Here is a 13,905-nt window from a genome sequence, read left to right as displayed (position 1 = left end):
TAGTCCTCCACCCCTGGTCCTGGACATGTCGACGCCGAGAAGGTGCGCATGAGTGCGCCATATGTCGTCAACGGTGTCCGCATGGGCGTACCTGGATTGCATCGCTAGCCGGCGCACGAGAAGGAGGACCGCCATGCCGTTCTCTGCTGATGGGTTCGAGGGGACAAGCGAGCAGCAGGAGGCACGAATGGCGGCCCCTGAGCTGTGGCGCAGCGTCGATGTTGCGTCGTTTTTGAACATCTCCGAGGCGACGTTGTCGCGGTGGCGCAAACGCGGCGTCGGTCCCGGGTGTATTCACGTTGCCAGCGTCGCCCGCTATCGGCCGGAGACCGTTCGCGCCTGGGTCGAGTCGATGGAAAGCCGCAATGGCAGAGCAGACACCGGAGCGTAAGACCCCGCCGGTCGGAGTCAAGCTGTCACCAGACGTGGAACGCCGCGCATACGGTTTCCGCGCGCGGGTGCGCTGGACCGATCCGATCAGCAAGCAGCGGCAGACCCGCTCAACCGTCGTGAAAACCATGGACGAGGTCAACGAGTTCTTCGCTCAGATGGCGCGTGCAGCCGAGACCGGATCGGACCCTACGATCACGTTGACCGCGTTCGTGGAGAGAATCGCCGATAGATGGAAGCGCGGCCTCGACCTCACCTCGACCGCCCAAGGCTACGACGCCGGGCTGCGCCTTCGCGTGCTCCCCGCTCTGGGGCACGTCCAGGTCGGGAAGATCACGCCCGGGATGATCGACCGCGCAATCGACGACTGGGAGACCCGATACTCCGCCTCGATCCTCAAGAACTCGATCGCCCCGCTCGTGCGTGTGCTCGACGAGGCCGTTCGCGAAGACGTGATCTCCGCGAACCCAGCGAAGAACAGGGCGCGGCGAAGCCTCAACACCAGCGCTCCCCAGACGACCGGGTCACCGCGCGCCTACGCAATCCCCGACCTCGACACACTCGACAAGCTCGCTGACGCCTGCGGGCTCGTCCATCAGAGCTATCACGACCACGTCATGCTGGCAGCGCTCCTGGCAGCTCGTGGGTCAGAGGTCGCCGGGCTCCGCGTGGGCGACGTCGACTGGACGACAGAGATCGTCACGATCGCGCAGCAGACCTACCCAGGACAAGGCGGCCTCGTCACCAAAGCGACTAAGGGACGCCAAGCGCGGCCGGTCCCGATCCTCAAAGCCCTCGAGCCGGTTCTTAAGCGCCTTACCGAGGGCCGCGCACCGGAGGAGCCCCTGCTGCGCGGCCCGAAGGGCGGCGTCCTCACGACCGCCTCGATCCGGCGAGCGACCCACTGGGACAGCCTGGTGGTCGAACTCGGCCTGCCAAACCTCAAGCGTCACGGCCTCCGACACACCGGAGCCACCTGGCTCGCAGACTCGGGCGTGCCGCTACACATACTTCAGCAGATCCTGGGCCATCGATCGATCGAGACGACGAGGCTCTACCTCCACCCGGACACCCGACACCTGCTTGACGCCGCACGCCAAGCAAACGCCTTCCTCTCCAAGCCGGCGCGAAGGGAGATCAAGCCGACCCGGGCACCCGGGGTCTGACCAGAGACGAAAACCCGCCGAGCCGCTGATCGCGCCTCGGCGCCTTCCCCTGCCCGGATTGGTCCCCCCACTTCCGCGAGAAATGGGCCACGTCTGGTCCCCCTCGCGACCAGAGCGAGAAGGAGAGACGGTGCTGATCGAAGTAACCATGACTTCTGGGGACCAGAACAGTGAAGGCCTGGAAAAGACGAAGCCCAGGCGAGAAAATCGCTTCTCACCTGGGCTTTTTTGTCGGGATGACAGGATTTGAACCTGCGGCCCCTTGACCCCCAGTCAAGTGCGCTACCAAGCTGCGCCACATCCCGTTGTTGAATTTTTTGGCTGCTTCGCTGCCCTAGTGCCCTTGACCCCCAGTCAGGTGCGCTACCAAGCTGCGCTACAGCCCGAACGTTGATTTCAGCCCGGGCGAACCCGGCGAAAGCCAACTTGAAAATCATACAGTACGCTCGGCCCGGCCCAGTAACCGGCCCAAAACCGGCACCACCCACGGCGCCCCAGTTAACGATTCAGCCGCAGTTCCCGCAGGGCCGACCACCGGCAAGCACCCAGGACTACACTCGTCGGCATGCAGCGCAGCAGACTCCCCTGGCGGGTAAACCTGGCAATAGCAGCGGCCATCTCGCTGCTCACGTTGGCCGCCTGCTCCCCCAGTCCCGATCCCTCGGGCATCGGAGCCAGCCCGCAACGCGGCATCCCGAGCGAGTTGTCGGCGGCGCTCCCAACCCCGAGCAGTAGCACCCCGGACGGCTATTTCGGCCAGGACGGTCCGTTGGCCGCCCGCCTGCCGGAAAACAAAATCGGGGTAGTCACCTGGGGCAGTTCCACCTGCCCGCCCCTCGCCGCCTCGATCACCACAGAGCCGGACAACGTCGTCGAACTCACCTTCGAGCCGAGCAAAAACAACGTCTGCACCGATGATCTGGGGCCGAGCAGCCACATCGTCGAACTCCCAGAGAACGCGCCGACAGCCGGGTTCACCCTGCGCATCCGCTACAACGGTTCCAGCGAGACCAAAGACCTAAAAATCAGCTGAACCCGGGGAGGCTGCGCGAGCGCGCCATCGTTTCCACCCCGGCCACGAACAGATCGATCGAAACCCGGTAGTACTCCTCCACATCGTCGACTTCGGTCAACGCACTCGCCGCAGCCACGATCCGCGGATACTTCTGCTGCGACAACTCACCAATCCGTTGGCATTTCATCGCCACCAACGCCTCGCGCTCGGCGGCAGAAATACCCACATCAGCACCGGGCTCACCGATCACCATCGTCGCAGCAAGCTGCATTGCATTCCGGGCGATTGCCGACGCCTCCGCCACCGAGAACCCCGAACCGGCCAACAGTTCCAGGGCACGCTCAGTGACCGCAAGGCCGCCTTCCGAGGAGAGCATCTGGGTGTCCGCCAGCCCGGCAATCGCCGGATGCGCCCGCAAGGCCTCGACCAAAATCGTCAGCAGCTCGCGCAACGACGCCTCCGGATCAACCTCCACGGAATTCCATAAGCGCTGCCCCAGCGCCGCCAACAACTCTTCCTTGTTCGCGAAGTGCCAGTACATCGCCATCGGCGTCACGCCGAACTCCCCCGCGATCCGCCGGATCGTCACTGCCGCCAGGCCCTCGGCATCGGCAATCGCCAAAGCTTTTTCCAACACCGATTCTCGACTCAAAAGGGGCTTGTTCACAACCCAACTTTACCATGTATAGTGATTGCTATACGGTGTACATCAAAGCGCCGACAACCAAAGGACCGCTCATGGCCAGCCGCCTCGATTTCAGCAACCAGACCATCCTGATTACCGGCGCCTCCTCCGGCATCGGCACCGCCTACGCGGAGGCCTTCGCCGCGAAAAAGGCCAATCTGATCCTGGTCGCCCGCAGCGGCGCAGTGCTCCGGCAAATCGCCAGCAAACTGGAACAGCAACATGGGATCCAGGCCGACGTCGTCGAACTCGACCTCTCCGAACCCGGCGCGGCGCAAAAGCTCAAAGACAAGCACCCCAAGGTCGACGGCCTGATCAACAACGCCGGCTTCGGCACGCACGGCTTCCTGCAGGACCAGGATCCGGCCAAAGTCAACCAGGAGGTCCAACTCAACTGTGGCGCATTGGTCGACCTCACCCAGACCTACCTGCCCGACATGCTGAGCAACCGCAAGGGCTTCATCATCAATATCGCCTCGACCGCCGCCTTCCAGCCGGTACCGAAAATGGCGGTCTACGCGGCAACCAAAGCCTTCGTGCTCTCCTTCACCCAGGCACTCTGGGGCGAATTGAAAGGCACTGGCGTCCGCGCCCTCGCGGTCTGCCCGGGTGCGACCTCCACCCAGTTCTTCGAGGTGGCCGGAGCCGATGCGGCCGCCGGCTCGATGCGCACCGTGGACGATGTGGTCAAGACCACCTTCAAGGGCCTGGCGAACAACTCGCACACCGTGGTGGACGGCGCCAGCAACGGCGCGCTGGCCTTCTTCGGCCGGGTCGGCCCACGCCGGTTGGTCATCCCGGTGGTGGGCCGGATGATGTCCGGACGGAACTGAACCCGGGGCGGCTCCGGGCCTACCCTGCCAGGGCCCGCGCAGGCGTGCCTGCGCTTCCGCTCAACGCTTGCGCGCTGCCCAGGCCACCCGGTCCACCCGCACGTCCAGCCCGCCCCGCTGTAGGAGCGCGCCGGGATCTTCGCCGGCCAGGATCGCATCTAGCGTCGCCAAGTCGGCCGTTGCCGCGCCGGCCTGCAGTGCAGGACGGATCCGGGCCAGGGAAGTCCGCGCATACTTCCGGGCCGCCTCGGCACTGTGCCCGCCGCCCGCGGAGAATCCGGCCTTTCCAAGCAGCTCGAAGCCCGCAGCCTGGATCAGCTGCTCCCACTCCAGTTGCCGATTCCAGCCCAAGCCGCTGAGCACCCGGCGCAACCGGGCCTCCAGCCCCGGCTCACCCAGGCCGACGTCGTCGGGCAAAAACCTGGGCAACCCGGTCAGTTCGACGACGGCCAATAAACCGCCGGGCCGCAAGGCGGCGTGAATCTGGACAAAAGTCCGTTCCGGGTCGGCGACCTCGTGCAGCGAAGACGCCGCCCAGACCACATCGGCGCCGGTTGCCTCCCGAGGCCACTCCTGGTCGAGGTCCGCCGGCAATGTGCTGATCCGATCCGCCAGCCCGTGGGCCCCGGCGCTCTCCCGGACCCGCGCCAACATCGGTTCGGAACGGTCGACCGCCTGCACCCAGGCTTCGGGGAACTGTTCCGCCAAGGCGACGCTTCCACCGCCCAGCCCAGCGCCGACATCGACGATCGAGTGCACGCGCTGCGGGGCGTACGGGGACAACCACCCGATGATCTGCTCGATCTGCGAACCGGACAGCGTCGCGTCCAATTCCAAGACTTCTAGCAACCCGGCGTCGTCTGGCTGGTGCCGGTGACCCGGATGGTCCCGGTGCGCATCATGTGTCATATCAGCCACGCTAACCGAAACCTGCTCAAACGGCATACACTATTGCGTATGACGCAAGAAATCGACCTGGAGGGCATGATCCGGCAACGCATCCGGGCATCCCGGCTGGCCCGCGGCTGGTCTTTGGAATCCCTCGCCGCCAAGTGCGCCATCAGCCCGTCCACCTTGAGCCGGATTGAAACCGGAAACCGCCGGATCGCCTTGGACCAACTGGTGCCGATCACCAAAGCGCTCGGCATGAGCTTGGACGAGCTGGTCGAATCTTCCGACGAACCAGATGTGGTGATCCGCCCCGAACCCGAGCACACTCCGGGACTGACCACCTGGATCCTGTCCCGGGAAACCCTGCGCGGCGCCACGGTGGCGAAAATGCGGATCACCGCGGAACGGCCGGCCCAGCCGGAACACCGGAAAGTGCATCCGGGCCGGGATTGGTTCGCGGTGCTCTCCGGCACCGCCCGGCTGCAACTCGGCGATCGGACGCTCCTGGTGCGCGCCGGCGAGGCCGCTGAGTTCTCCACCATGGTGCCGCACGTGATCGGCGCGCATGGCGGCCCGGTGGAGATCATCTCGATCCTCGACCATGACGGCGAACGCGCCCACCTGCACGATCCGCAGGGCTAGCTCCGAGACAAAGACCTAGCCGAGGAACCCACGAGCCACTTGGGCGCAGTTGTGCAGGGTAGATCGAAGCGTAACCCTGCACAACTGCGCCCAAGTGCCTGGCTTTCCGGGTCAACCCCGGTCTTTGAGCCAGCGTTGCGGCAGGAAAAGCCGCCGGGTATTCCGGTCCAACACCATGATGTACGCCGCCAGCACCAGGCCGATCCCGCCGGCCAGCATCCAGGCGTTGTCCGTGGTCAGCGTTCCGCCGCGCTCACTGAGATAGGGGTAGATGCTCAATTGGTCCGAAATCATGTAGACCGAGAAGAACGCCAAGGTGAAATACAGGGTCTTGCTCTGCCAACCGTCGCGGATCCCGGTCACCGCGAACAGCGGGATGAGCCAGGCCAAATACCAAGATTGGATGATCGGGGCCAGCAGCACCACGCCCGCGAAGGCCAAAGCCAGCCGGCGAACCAGCTGATCGTAGCTGCCCCGGAAGATTAGCCAGAGGGCCAGCAGCACTGCGGCGACTTTCGCCGCGTTCCAGACGAAGTAGGCGGTCCCCCAACCGTCGGCGCCGAAGAACGAGGCAACCGTCATGCTCATGAACCCCAACGCGCCGATCGGCGCATACCAAAGCCAGGCGCTGCCCGGCGCAGCCAGTCCGTTGATCCAGCCGAAGCCGAAGCCATTGAGCAAGCCCATGAGCGCCAGCAGACCCAACGAAACCAGCGCGGTCATCGCCCAGAATCCGAACTTCCGAGGCCAGCCGGCCCGTTTGCCGGCCCACAACAGCCCGGCGAAGGGCAATAGGATCACCGTGATCGGCTTAACCGCGATCGACAGCGTGATCAGAACCACGCCCAGCAAACCGCGCTTAGTGGCGCAGTAGTACAGTCCGGCGAGTGCCAGCCCGATCATCAGCCCGTCATTATGCACCGCAGCGATGAAGTTGATCAGCAAGAGCGGATTGGCCACCGAGAGCCACACCGCCCGGTGCGGGTTGACTCCGTGCAACTCGGCCAGCCGGACCACGTAGTACGCGCAGAGCACGATGCCGATGACCGAGCTCAACCGGAACAGGAAAACCGCCAGTTCCGGGCTTCCGCCGCTGAGCCAGACCACAGCATGCTCGACCCATAAGAACACCGGACCGTACGGCGTCGGCGCTTCCGCCCAGAACTTGTCCGCCCCCAGTCCGAACCAATTGGCGCCGGAGGAGATGCCATTGGTGTAAGGATCGACGCCGGAGAGCACCAATCGGCCTTGCGCAATGTAGGCGTAGACATCACGGCTGGAGAGCGGGATCGCGAACATCATCGGCAATCCCCAGAGCACCATCGCCCAGCGGACCAAACGGCCCGACGACGGCGGCCAGCCTTGAGCGCATTGGCCCAGTCTGAGCCAGGCCCAGAACAGCAACAACCCGCCGACGGCGAGGCTGCAGATCGCCAGCGTCACGCCGACCGGTTCGGTCCGGATCCAAGTGAACGCGGGGTTCCGCCACAATACCGAGGACGTGCCGACCCAGCCGACCCCTATCGAACCGAACACCAGAAGCAGCGAGGCGAGCACTCCGGCACCGAGCGGGATCCGGGCGGCGGCGACCATTCCGGGCGCAGCAACTGCTGCTCTCGGCTCAGGCGTCGTCATTCCGTTTATTTTAGCCTGCTGTCAGCCGCAGGTTCGGCGAAAAACGCCGGAGCTACCAGGGCAGCTCGCCTTCTGCGTAGAAGAAACCCCCGGTGGGACCGTCAGGGCCTACCTGAGCCATCTTGACGATGATCGCCGCGCCTTGCGCCACGGTCTGGACTCCGGTGTTCCCGTTCAGGTCGGTCTTGGTGAACCCCGGTTCCACCGAGTTGATCCGCATTGCCGGAAAGGCTTTGGCGAATTGCACGGTGAGCATATTGACCGCGGTTTTCGAGGCCGGATAGGCCACCCCGGGATAGCCGGCTCCCAGGAATTCCGGGTTGCTCAGCGCGGTCAGCGAGGCCAGTCCGCTACTGACATTGACGATGACCGGCGAATCCGAACGTTCCAGCAGCGGCATGAAGGCGTGCAGCACCCGCACGGTGCCGAAGACGTTCGTCTCGAAGGTCTCACGCATGATGTCCGCCGTGACATTCCGGGCGTCGACCACGCCGTTGCCTTCGGTGCGCGCTTCGATCCCGGCGTTGTTGACCAGTACGTCCAAACCGCCGTCGGCCGCTATCGCCTGCGCCGCAGCCGCCACCGAAGCATCGTCCGTGATGTCCAGCTGGACCAGCCGCGCACCCAATTCCGCTGCCGCCCATTGCCCGCGCTCGGCATCCCGGCTGCCGAGGTACACGGTGTGCCCGGCCGCGATCAGCTGCCGTGCGGTTTCGAAGCCAATGCCCTTGTTTGCTCCAGTGATCAGAATCTTTTTCATGCCTCCAGCTTGTTCCTGCCCGGCTGAGCCAACCAGCACCCCGCGCATCCTGGGACCGCCAGGGCCAGGCTGCGCGGCGGTCGGCAGAGTACGCTGGTCGGCATGACGACGTCGGAATTCGGCAATGCGGTGCGGCGCTGGCGGGATCGGGTTCCCCCGGAAGCCGCTGGACTGCCGGCCGGCGGCCATCGGCGGGCAGTCGGGCTGCGGCGCGAAGAACTCGCCTTCTTGGCCGGGATCTCGGTCGACTATCTGACCCGGCTCGAACAAGGCCGGGCTAGCAACCCCTCTGGCCAGATTGTCGAAGCGCTCGGCCGTGCGCTGCGCCTCAACGCTGCAGAGCGGGAGCATTTGTTCCACACTGCCGGCCTGGTGCCCCCGGGCCGCGGCATGGTACCCGTCTTCATCGCCCCGAGCGTGCAGCGGATGCTGGATCGATTGCTCGGCACCCCGGTTGCGGTCTTCGATGCGGCACTGAATCTGCTGCTCGCCAATCCGCAGTACACCGCATTGATGGGCGAACAACCCGGCAAGGAACGCAATGCGGTCTGGCGGAATTTCCTGGGCTCCGGCAACCGGGTCCGGCATACCCCGCAGTCGCTGCGCGAATTGCAAACTGCCCAGGTCGCTGATCTGCGAGCCAGCGCAAACCGCTATCCGGCTGATGCGCAGCTGCGCAGCCTGATCGCGGAGCTGCAGGCCAAGAGCGTGCTATTCGCCGAGATCTGGGATTCCGGCGGGGTCGGCTCGCCTCACGCCGGGCGCAAGACCATCGACCATCCAGAACTCGGTGCGCTGGTTCTGGACTGCGATCTGCTCAGCGTCGCTGGCAGCGACCTGCGGATCATGGTCTACACCGCGGAACCGGGCACTGAAGACGCCGAAAAGCTTGCCCTGCTCGGGGTACTGGGCAGCCAAAGCGTCATCGGCTGAGCACGCGGGGAACCCCGGCGCTAGGACCCCGAATCAGCCGCCGGCCCTTTTGAGCCAGTCATTCATATCGAGCTCGGCATAGTCGACGTCGTCCACCTCGACCGCCTGGATGTATTCTTCCGGCGGAGTCCGCTCCGGCAGTGCAGCGAACTTGTTCGCCGGAGCGGGGTCTTCTGGGCCTTCTGGGCTTAGCGGATCGTGCTCCATGGCCTCAGAATACGGCTGTGCCGCCCAGAATTCACTAGGTCTGCGCTGAGACTATTGCTCTTGGGCTATTCGCTTGCCCAAGGGTAGCCATGCCGCAGGAAGGCGTCCCGGATTTCTTCCGGGGAACCCACCACCGCCCCTTCGAACGACTCCCCGTCTCCACTGGCTTCGATGACGGTCTTCCGTTTCTCCCGGCGCACTCCGGTTACCTTCGAACGCGGGATCGCCCAGCTCTGACCGTCCTGCGTGATCCGGACTTCCTGGTCGGAGATCAACAACGCCGGAGTCCGGTGCAGGACGTAGCGCGCAAAGCCGAGGCCGGCGAGCAGGCCCAGAAGCGGCAATCCAACGATGATCCACCACTGATCGGTGCTCCCGATGAACCTGAAAACACTCTGTGCCGGAGCCCACTGCCAGGTTGCGATCCAGCGCGAAAACACTGGCAACGCGACGCCCAAGGAGACACCGCCCACCACCGTGGCCAGCAACAACAGTGCCTTGCCGTTTCGGCTCACCTCGAGCCGGGTCTCCGTCATCCGTTGCAACCTCTCGCCTGGGTCGACATCCCTGCTCACCATTCGAGCCGAATAATGAGCTATAGACACTTCTGCTCACTGTTCGCAATGAACAGTGAGCAGAAGTGCAAGCGAACTAGCGGGGCCGCTTGCGCTTTTCGCGCACCCGCATCGAGACCTCGATCGGCGTGCCTTCGAAACCGAAGGTCTCGCGCAGCCGCCGGGTGATGAAGCGGCGGTAACCCGGATCCAGGAAGCCGGTGGTGAAGAGCACGAACTTCGGCGGCCGCGAGGACGCCTGGGTGCCGAAGAGGATCCGTGGCTGCTTGCCGCCGCGGACCGGGTGCGGGTGCGCGGCAACCAATTCGCCCAGGAAGGCATTCAACCGTCCGGTGGCGATCCGCTTGTCCCAGGATTCCAAGGCGGTGTCCAAGGCGGGCACCAGCCGATCCTTGTGCCAACCGGTCTTCGCGGAGATGTTGACCCGCGGCGCCCAGTCGACGTGCGCCAGGTCCTGCTCGATTTCGCGTTCCAAGTACCGGCGGCGCTCATCGTCCAGCAGATCCCACTTGTTGAAAGCGAGCACCAGCGCCCGGCCGGATTCGATCGCCAGCTGCAAGATCCGCACGTCCTGCTCGGAAAGCACCTCGTCGACCGCCAGAAGCACGACGGCGACTTCCGCCTTTTCCAGCGCGGATTGGGTCCGCAGCGAAGCGTAGAAGTCCGCGCCCTGCGCCATGTGCTGACGACGGCGGATGCCCGCAGTGTCCACGAAACGCCAGGTCCGGCCGCCGAGCTCGATGAACTCATCCACCGGGTCCCGGGTGGTGCCGGCCATCGGGTCCACGACCACCCGGTCGGACCCGGCCAGTTTGTTCAACAGCGACGACTTGCCCACGTTCGGCCGGCCGATCAGCGCGATCCGGCGCGGGCCGCCCCGGCGGTCGGTGGTCTCCACTTCGGAGAACTCCGGCAGGACCTCCATGATCTTGTCCAGCAGATCCGCTACCCCGCGGCCGTGCTGCGCGGAAACCGCCCACGGTTCGCCCAGGCCCAAGCCCCACAACGTCGCGACGTCCGAATCGGTACGCGGGTCATCGGCTTTGTTGCCGACCAGGATGATCGGTTTCTTGGTCCGGCGCAGCATTTTCATCATGGACTCGTCCATCGCGGTGGCGCCCACCGTCGCGTCGACCACGAAGAGCACCGCATCGGCCAGCTCGATCGCCATTTCGGCCTGCTCGGCCACCCGCTGGTGGATCCCTTTGGCGTCGAATTCCCAACCGCCGGTATCCACCACGGTGAACGGACGGCCGTTCCATTCCGCCGAATACATCACCCGGTCACGGGTCACCCCGGGGGTGTCTTCGACCACGGCTTCGCGGCGGCCCAGGATCCGGTTCACCAGCGTGGATTTGCCCACGTTCGGCCGGCCCACAATGGCCAGCACCGGGGCCAAGCCGCCGTCGGCGTCGTCGAAATCGCCGGAATCGAGACCCGCCAGCAAGGCCGCATCGTCTTCGTCCAGCTCATAGTCGGCCAAGCCGGCGCGCAGCGATTCGGCGCGTTGCTCGGCATCGTCCTCGTCCAGGGCAGCGAGCTTTTCCAGAATCTGGTCGTCGCCGGTGGGTACGTATTCTTCGTCAGTCATTGTCAACCTTGTCGTCTGCCGGCAGCTCTTGCCCGGTCTGTTCGATCGCTTCGCGCACATTGCGCGCGAGCGCCGCACGGATCTGCTCCGCCGCCGCATCCATTGAAGCACGCCCGGAAAGGCCGGGCACCCGTTCGATCCGCAGCGGATCGCCGAAAGTCACCGAGAACTTCCGGCGCAGCGGCGGGATATTGTCTTTGTGCTCGCCGGTCACCCGGGTGCCCAACACCGCAACCGGCACGACCACGGCGCCCGAGTTCAGCGCCAGCCAAGCCACCCCGCTGTTCACCGAGGCGGCGTCGCCGCTGCCCCGGGTCCCTTCGGGCAGGATTCCGATGCACTCGCCGCGTTCCAACACCGCTTTGGCCGCTTGGAGCGCCGCGCGGTCCCCGGCCCGGTCGATCGGGATCTGGCCCGAGGCATGCAGCACCCAGCCGAGGAACCCCTTGAACATGGTGTCCCGCACCAGCACGTGCATATAGCGCGGACTGGCGCCGACCATCACCGGGCCGTCCAGATAGCTCAGGTGGTTCGCGGCGAAAATCACCGCGCCCTCGCGCGGGATCCCCGGCTTCCCGTACACCGCGGTCCGGTAGGTCACATGGTCCAGGATCCGACCCAACGGCCGGGACCACCAGGTGCGCCAGGCCGCCGGCGCATTCCGTTTCCGGGTACTTCCATCCGGAGCGCTTGCGATCATTTCATCCCCCCACCGTTTCGTGCACCAGACGCAGCACGGCGGCCACGGTCTGATCGAAATCCAAATCCGACGAATCAATCGTCACCACGCCGTCGGCGGCCCGTTGGAAGTCCACCACGGTGGAATCCTTGGCATCCCGGGCCAGCACTTGCTGCGCCAGCTGCTCCGCCGACTGCTGCTCCCCCGAGGATGCCAGCTGGGCGCCGCGGCGGGCCAGCCGGGCCGCCTCGGAGGCGGTCAGCAGCAATCTCACTTCGGCCTTCGGGGCCACCACGGTAGTGATGTCCCGCCCTTCGACGACCATCCGGTTGCGCACCGATTCGATCGCGGCGCGCTGCCTGCGGATCAGTTCGGTACGCGCGCCCAGGTTGGTGGCGACCGCGGAAACCGCCTCGGACACCCTTGGCTCACGGATCTCATCCGTGACATCCAACGCCCGTTCGGCATCGAGCCCGGCGGCGACCATGCCCACTCCGGGGTCGAACCACTGCTCGAAGTAGAACCGTTCGGCGAGCTCCTCGACGGCCGCCTGGTTCTGCACCGAAACCCCGTTCTCCAGGCACACCAGGGTCAACGCCCGGTACATCGCCCCGGTGTCCTGGTAGGCCAGGCCCAGCCGGCGGGCGATTTCCCGGGCTACCGAGGATTTGCCGGAACCGGAGGGGCCGTCGATCGCGATCACCAGGGAACGGCCGATCCGCAACATCTGCGATGCGTCCTGTTCGCTCATTGCAACACCTTCCAACCACGCACGGCCAATTCGTCGATCAGCACGTCCCGTTTCGCGGGCAACACCGAGATCTCCACGATCCCGGCGTTCCGCCCTGAGGAGTGGTCCAGGCGCAAATCTTCCAGGTTCACCCCGATTTCGCCGATCTCGGTGAGCAATTGCGCGATCTGGCCGGGCTCGTCGTCCACCAGCACGCTCAACCAGGCATAGGGCTGGGCCGGGCCGCCGTGCTTACCCGGGATCCGGGCCTGACCGGCGTTGCCGGCACTGATCAGCTTCGCCATGGCCAGACTGGCCCCCGGCGCAGCCGGCCCGTCCAAGGTTCCGATCAGCTTGATCAGATCCTCGTGCACGGCGTGCAGGATCGCTGCGATCGGCTCCGCGTTCGCGGACATGATCGGCACCCACATGCTGGCATCGGAGGCTGCGATCCTGGTGACATCGCGCAAGCCGTTGCCGGCCAGCGAGAGCGCATGCGGCGCGGCATCCTGCAACCGGGCGGCGACCAGCGAGGCCATCATCTGCGGGAGGTGCGAAACCAGGGCAACTGCCTCATCGTGCTCTTCCGGACTGAATTGGCTCAACACCGCACCGAGGTCCAAACCCAGGTTCTGCGCGGCCTGCACCGCTGCCGCGCTGCTGCCCGCATGCGGGCAGACCACCCAGGGCATCGCGTTGAACAGTTCGCCGCGGGCCGAGACCGCCCCGGCACGTTCCCGGCCCGCCATCGGATGCGTGCCGACGTAGCGGCTCAAGTCCAGCGGCGTTTTGGCGGAGAGTTCGGCCAATTCGCGCAGAATCGCGCCCTTGACGCTGGCAACATCGACCACGAAGGCGGCCGGGAATCGTTCCAGCGCATCGGCCACCACCCGGGCGCACACGTCCGGCGGCGCGGCGACCACCACCAGCTCGGGCCAGACGCCGGGATCGGTGCCGAGCGGAATCCCGGCACCGATGTCCACCGCCACCGAAAGCGCCGAAGGCGACGGATCCGAAAGCAGCACCCGGAGACCCCGCTGGCTCAACCCCAGACCGATGCTGGTGCCGAGCAACCCGGTGCCGAAAACCACCACCGGGCCTTTCAGGTAGCTGTTGGGCAGCTGGGCATTGTGTTCAGCCATCCCGGCTCACACTCCTCGCGATAGGGAACAG

16 protein-coding genes and 1 tRNA gene are annotated in these 13,905 nt (G+C 65.5%); 6 read left to right on the top strand and 11 right to left on the bottom strand.

Annotated elements, in window-relative coordinates:
• Positions 1-187: 187 nt before the first annotated feature.
• Both JOE69_RS15855 and JOE69_RS15850 read left to right on the top strand, forming a co-directional pair.
• A complete protein-coding gene (locus tag JOE69_RS15855; protein ID WP_309800340.1) occupies positions 188-391 on the top strand; it encodes a helix-turn-helix transcriptional regulator in 204 nt (67 codons plus the stop codon).
• Positions 366-1,556 (top strand): tyrosine-type recombinase/integrase, encoded by a 1,191-nt coding sequence (locus tag JOE69_RS15850; protein ID WP_309800338.1) that lies wholly within the window; start codon positions 366-368, stop codon positions 1,554-1,556. The genes JOE69_RS15855 and JOE69_RS15850 overlap by 26 nt, the downstream gene beginning before the upstream one ends.
• 231 nt (positions 1,557-1,787) lie before the next feature.
• Here JOE69_RS15850 and JOE69_RS15845 read toward each other — a convergent pair.
• Positions 1,788-1,861 (bottom strand) — tRNA-Pro (locus tag JOE69_RS15845).
• Between the two features lie 260 nt (positions 1,862-2,121).
• Here JOE69_RS15845 and JOE69_RS15840 point away from each other — a divergent pair.
• Positions 2,122-2,589, top strand: a complete 468-nt coding sequence (locus tag JOE69_RS15840; protein ID WP_309800336.1) for a hypothetical protein — start codon at positions 2,122-2,124, stop codon at positions 2,587-2,589.
• Here JOE69_RS15840 and JOE69_RS15835 read toward each other — a convergent pair.
• Positions 2,582-3,238 (bottom strand): TetR/AcrR family transcriptional regulator, encoded by a 657-nt coding sequence (locus tag JOE69_RS15835; protein ID WP_309800334.1) that lies wholly within the window; start codon positions 3,236-3,238, stop codon positions 2,582-2,584. The two genes, JOE69_RS15840 and JOE69_RS15835, sit on opposite strands and share 8 nt — an antisense overlap.
• A gap of 71 nt (positions 3,239-3,309) precedes the next feature.
• Between JOE69_RS15835 and JOE69_RS15830 the strand changes: the two genes are divergently transcribed.
• Positions 3,310-4,089: an SDR family NAD(P)-dependent oxidoreductase gene (locus JOE69_RS15830; protein ID WP_309800331.1), complete on the top strand. Its 780-nt coding sequence runs from the start codon at positions 3,310-3,312 to the stop codon at positions 4,087-4,089.
• Positions 4,090-4,149: 60 nt separating this feature from the next.
• On the opposite strand, the gene JOE69_RS15825 is transcribed toward JOE69_RS15830, so the two are convergent.
• Positions 4,150-4,998 carry a class I SAM-dependent methyltransferase gene (locus tag JOE69_RS15825; RefSeq protein WP_309800329.1) on the bottom strand — a complete coding sequence of 283 codons (849 nt, stop codon included), beginning with the start codon at positions 4,996-4,998 and terminating at the stop codon, positions 4,150-4,152.
• Between the two features lie 48 nt (positions 4,999-5,046).
• Here JOE69_RS15825 and JOE69_RS15820 point away from each other — a divergent pair, with 48 nt between their 5' ends.
• Positions 5,047-5,622: a helix-turn-helix domain-containing protein gene (locus tag JOE69_RS15820; RefSeq protein WP_309800327.1), complete on the top strand. Its 576-nt coding sequence runs from the start codon at positions 5,047-5,049 to the stop codon at positions 5,620-5,622.
• A 111-nt stretch (positions 5,623-5,733) separates the two neighbouring features.
• Here the strand turns inward: JOE69_RS15820 and mptB are convergent, their stop codons facing one another.
• Both mptB and JOE69_RS15810 read right to left on the bottom strand, forming a co-directional pair.
• Positions 5,734-7,257 carry a polyprenol phosphomannose-dependent alpha 1,6 mannosyltransferase MptB gene (gene mptB, locus JOE69_RS15815; protein WP_309800325.1) on the bottom strand — a complete coding sequence of 508 codons (1,524 nt, stop codon included), beginning with the start codon at positions 7,255-7,257 and terminating at the stop codon, positions 5,734-5,736.
• Positions 7,258-7,309: 52 nt separating this feature from the next.
• Entirely contained in the window at positions 7,310-8,017 is a 708-nt protein-coding gene (locus tag JOE69_RS15810) for an SDR family NAD(P)-dependent oxidoreductase (RefSeq protein WP_309800323.1), read from the bottom strand.
• A gap of 102 nt (positions 8,018-8,119) precedes the next feature.
• On the opposite strand from JOE69_RS15810, the gene JOE69_RS15805 reads away from it, so the two are divergent.
• On the top strand, positions 8,120-8,950 hold the full coding sequence (locus tag JOE69_RS15805) for a helix-turn-helix transcriptional regulator (protein WP_309800321.1): 831 nt from the start codon (positions 8,120-8,122) through the stop codon (positions 8,948-8,950).
• A 33-nt stretch (positions 8,951-8,983) separates the two neighbouring features.
• On the opposite strand, the gene JOE69_RS15800 is transcribed toward JOE69_RS15805, so the two are convergent.
• The 6 genes from JOE69_RS15800 to JOE69_RS15775 all read right to left on the bottom strand — a co-directional run bounded on the left by JOE69_RS15800 (position 8,984) and on the right by JOE69_RS15775 (position 13,874).
• Positions 8,984-9,157 (bottom strand): hypothetical protein, encoded by a 174-nt coding sequence (locus tag JOE69_RS15800; RefSeq protein ID WP_309800319.1) that lies wholly within the window; start codon positions 9,155-9,157, stop codon positions 8,984-8,986.
• A 65-nt stretch (positions 9,158-9,222) separates the two neighbouring features.
• A complete protein-coding gene (locus tag JOE69_RS15795) occupies positions 9,223-9,693 on the bottom strand; it encodes a YqeB family protein (protein ID WP_309800315.1) in 471 nt (156 codons plus the stop codon).
• Between the two features lie 115 nt (positions 9,694-9,808).
• Positions 9,809-11,323 (bottom strand): ribosome biogenesis GTPase Der, encoded by a 1,515-nt coding sequence (gene der / locus JOE69_RS15790; protein WP_309800312.1) that lies wholly within the window; start codon positions 11,321-11,323, stop codon positions 9,809-9,811.
• A complete protein-coding gene (locus JOE69_RS15785; protein ID WP_309800310.1) occupies positions 11,316-12,023 on the bottom strand; it encodes a lysophospholipid acyltransferase family protein in 708 nt (235 codons plus the stop codon). Before JOE69_RS15785 ends, der begins: the two co-directional genes overlap by 8 nt.
• 1 nt (position 12,024) lies before the next feature.
• A complete protein-coding gene (gene cmk / locus JOE69_RS15780) occupies positions 12,025-12,753 on the bottom strand; it encodes a (d)CMP kinase (RefSeq protein ID WP_309800308.1) in 729 nt (242 codons plus the stop codon).
• Positions 12,750-13,874, bottom strand: coding sequence for a prephenate dehydrogenase (locus JOE69_RS15775; protein WP_309800306.1), 1,125 nt, complete (start codon positions 13,872-13,874; stop codon positions 12,750-12,752). The genes cmk and JOE69_RS15775 overlap by 4 nt, the downstream gene beginning before the upstream one ends.
• Between the last annotated feature and the right edge of the window lie 31 nt (positions 13,875-13,905).

The sequence above is a fragment of the Arthrobacter russicus genome (genome assembly GCF_031454135.1).
Classification (GTDB): Bacteria; Actinomycetota; Actinomycetes; order Actinomycetales; family Micrococcaceae; genus Renibacterium; species Renibacterium russicum.
This window is presented reverse-complemented; position numbering and strand designations above follow the sequence as displayed.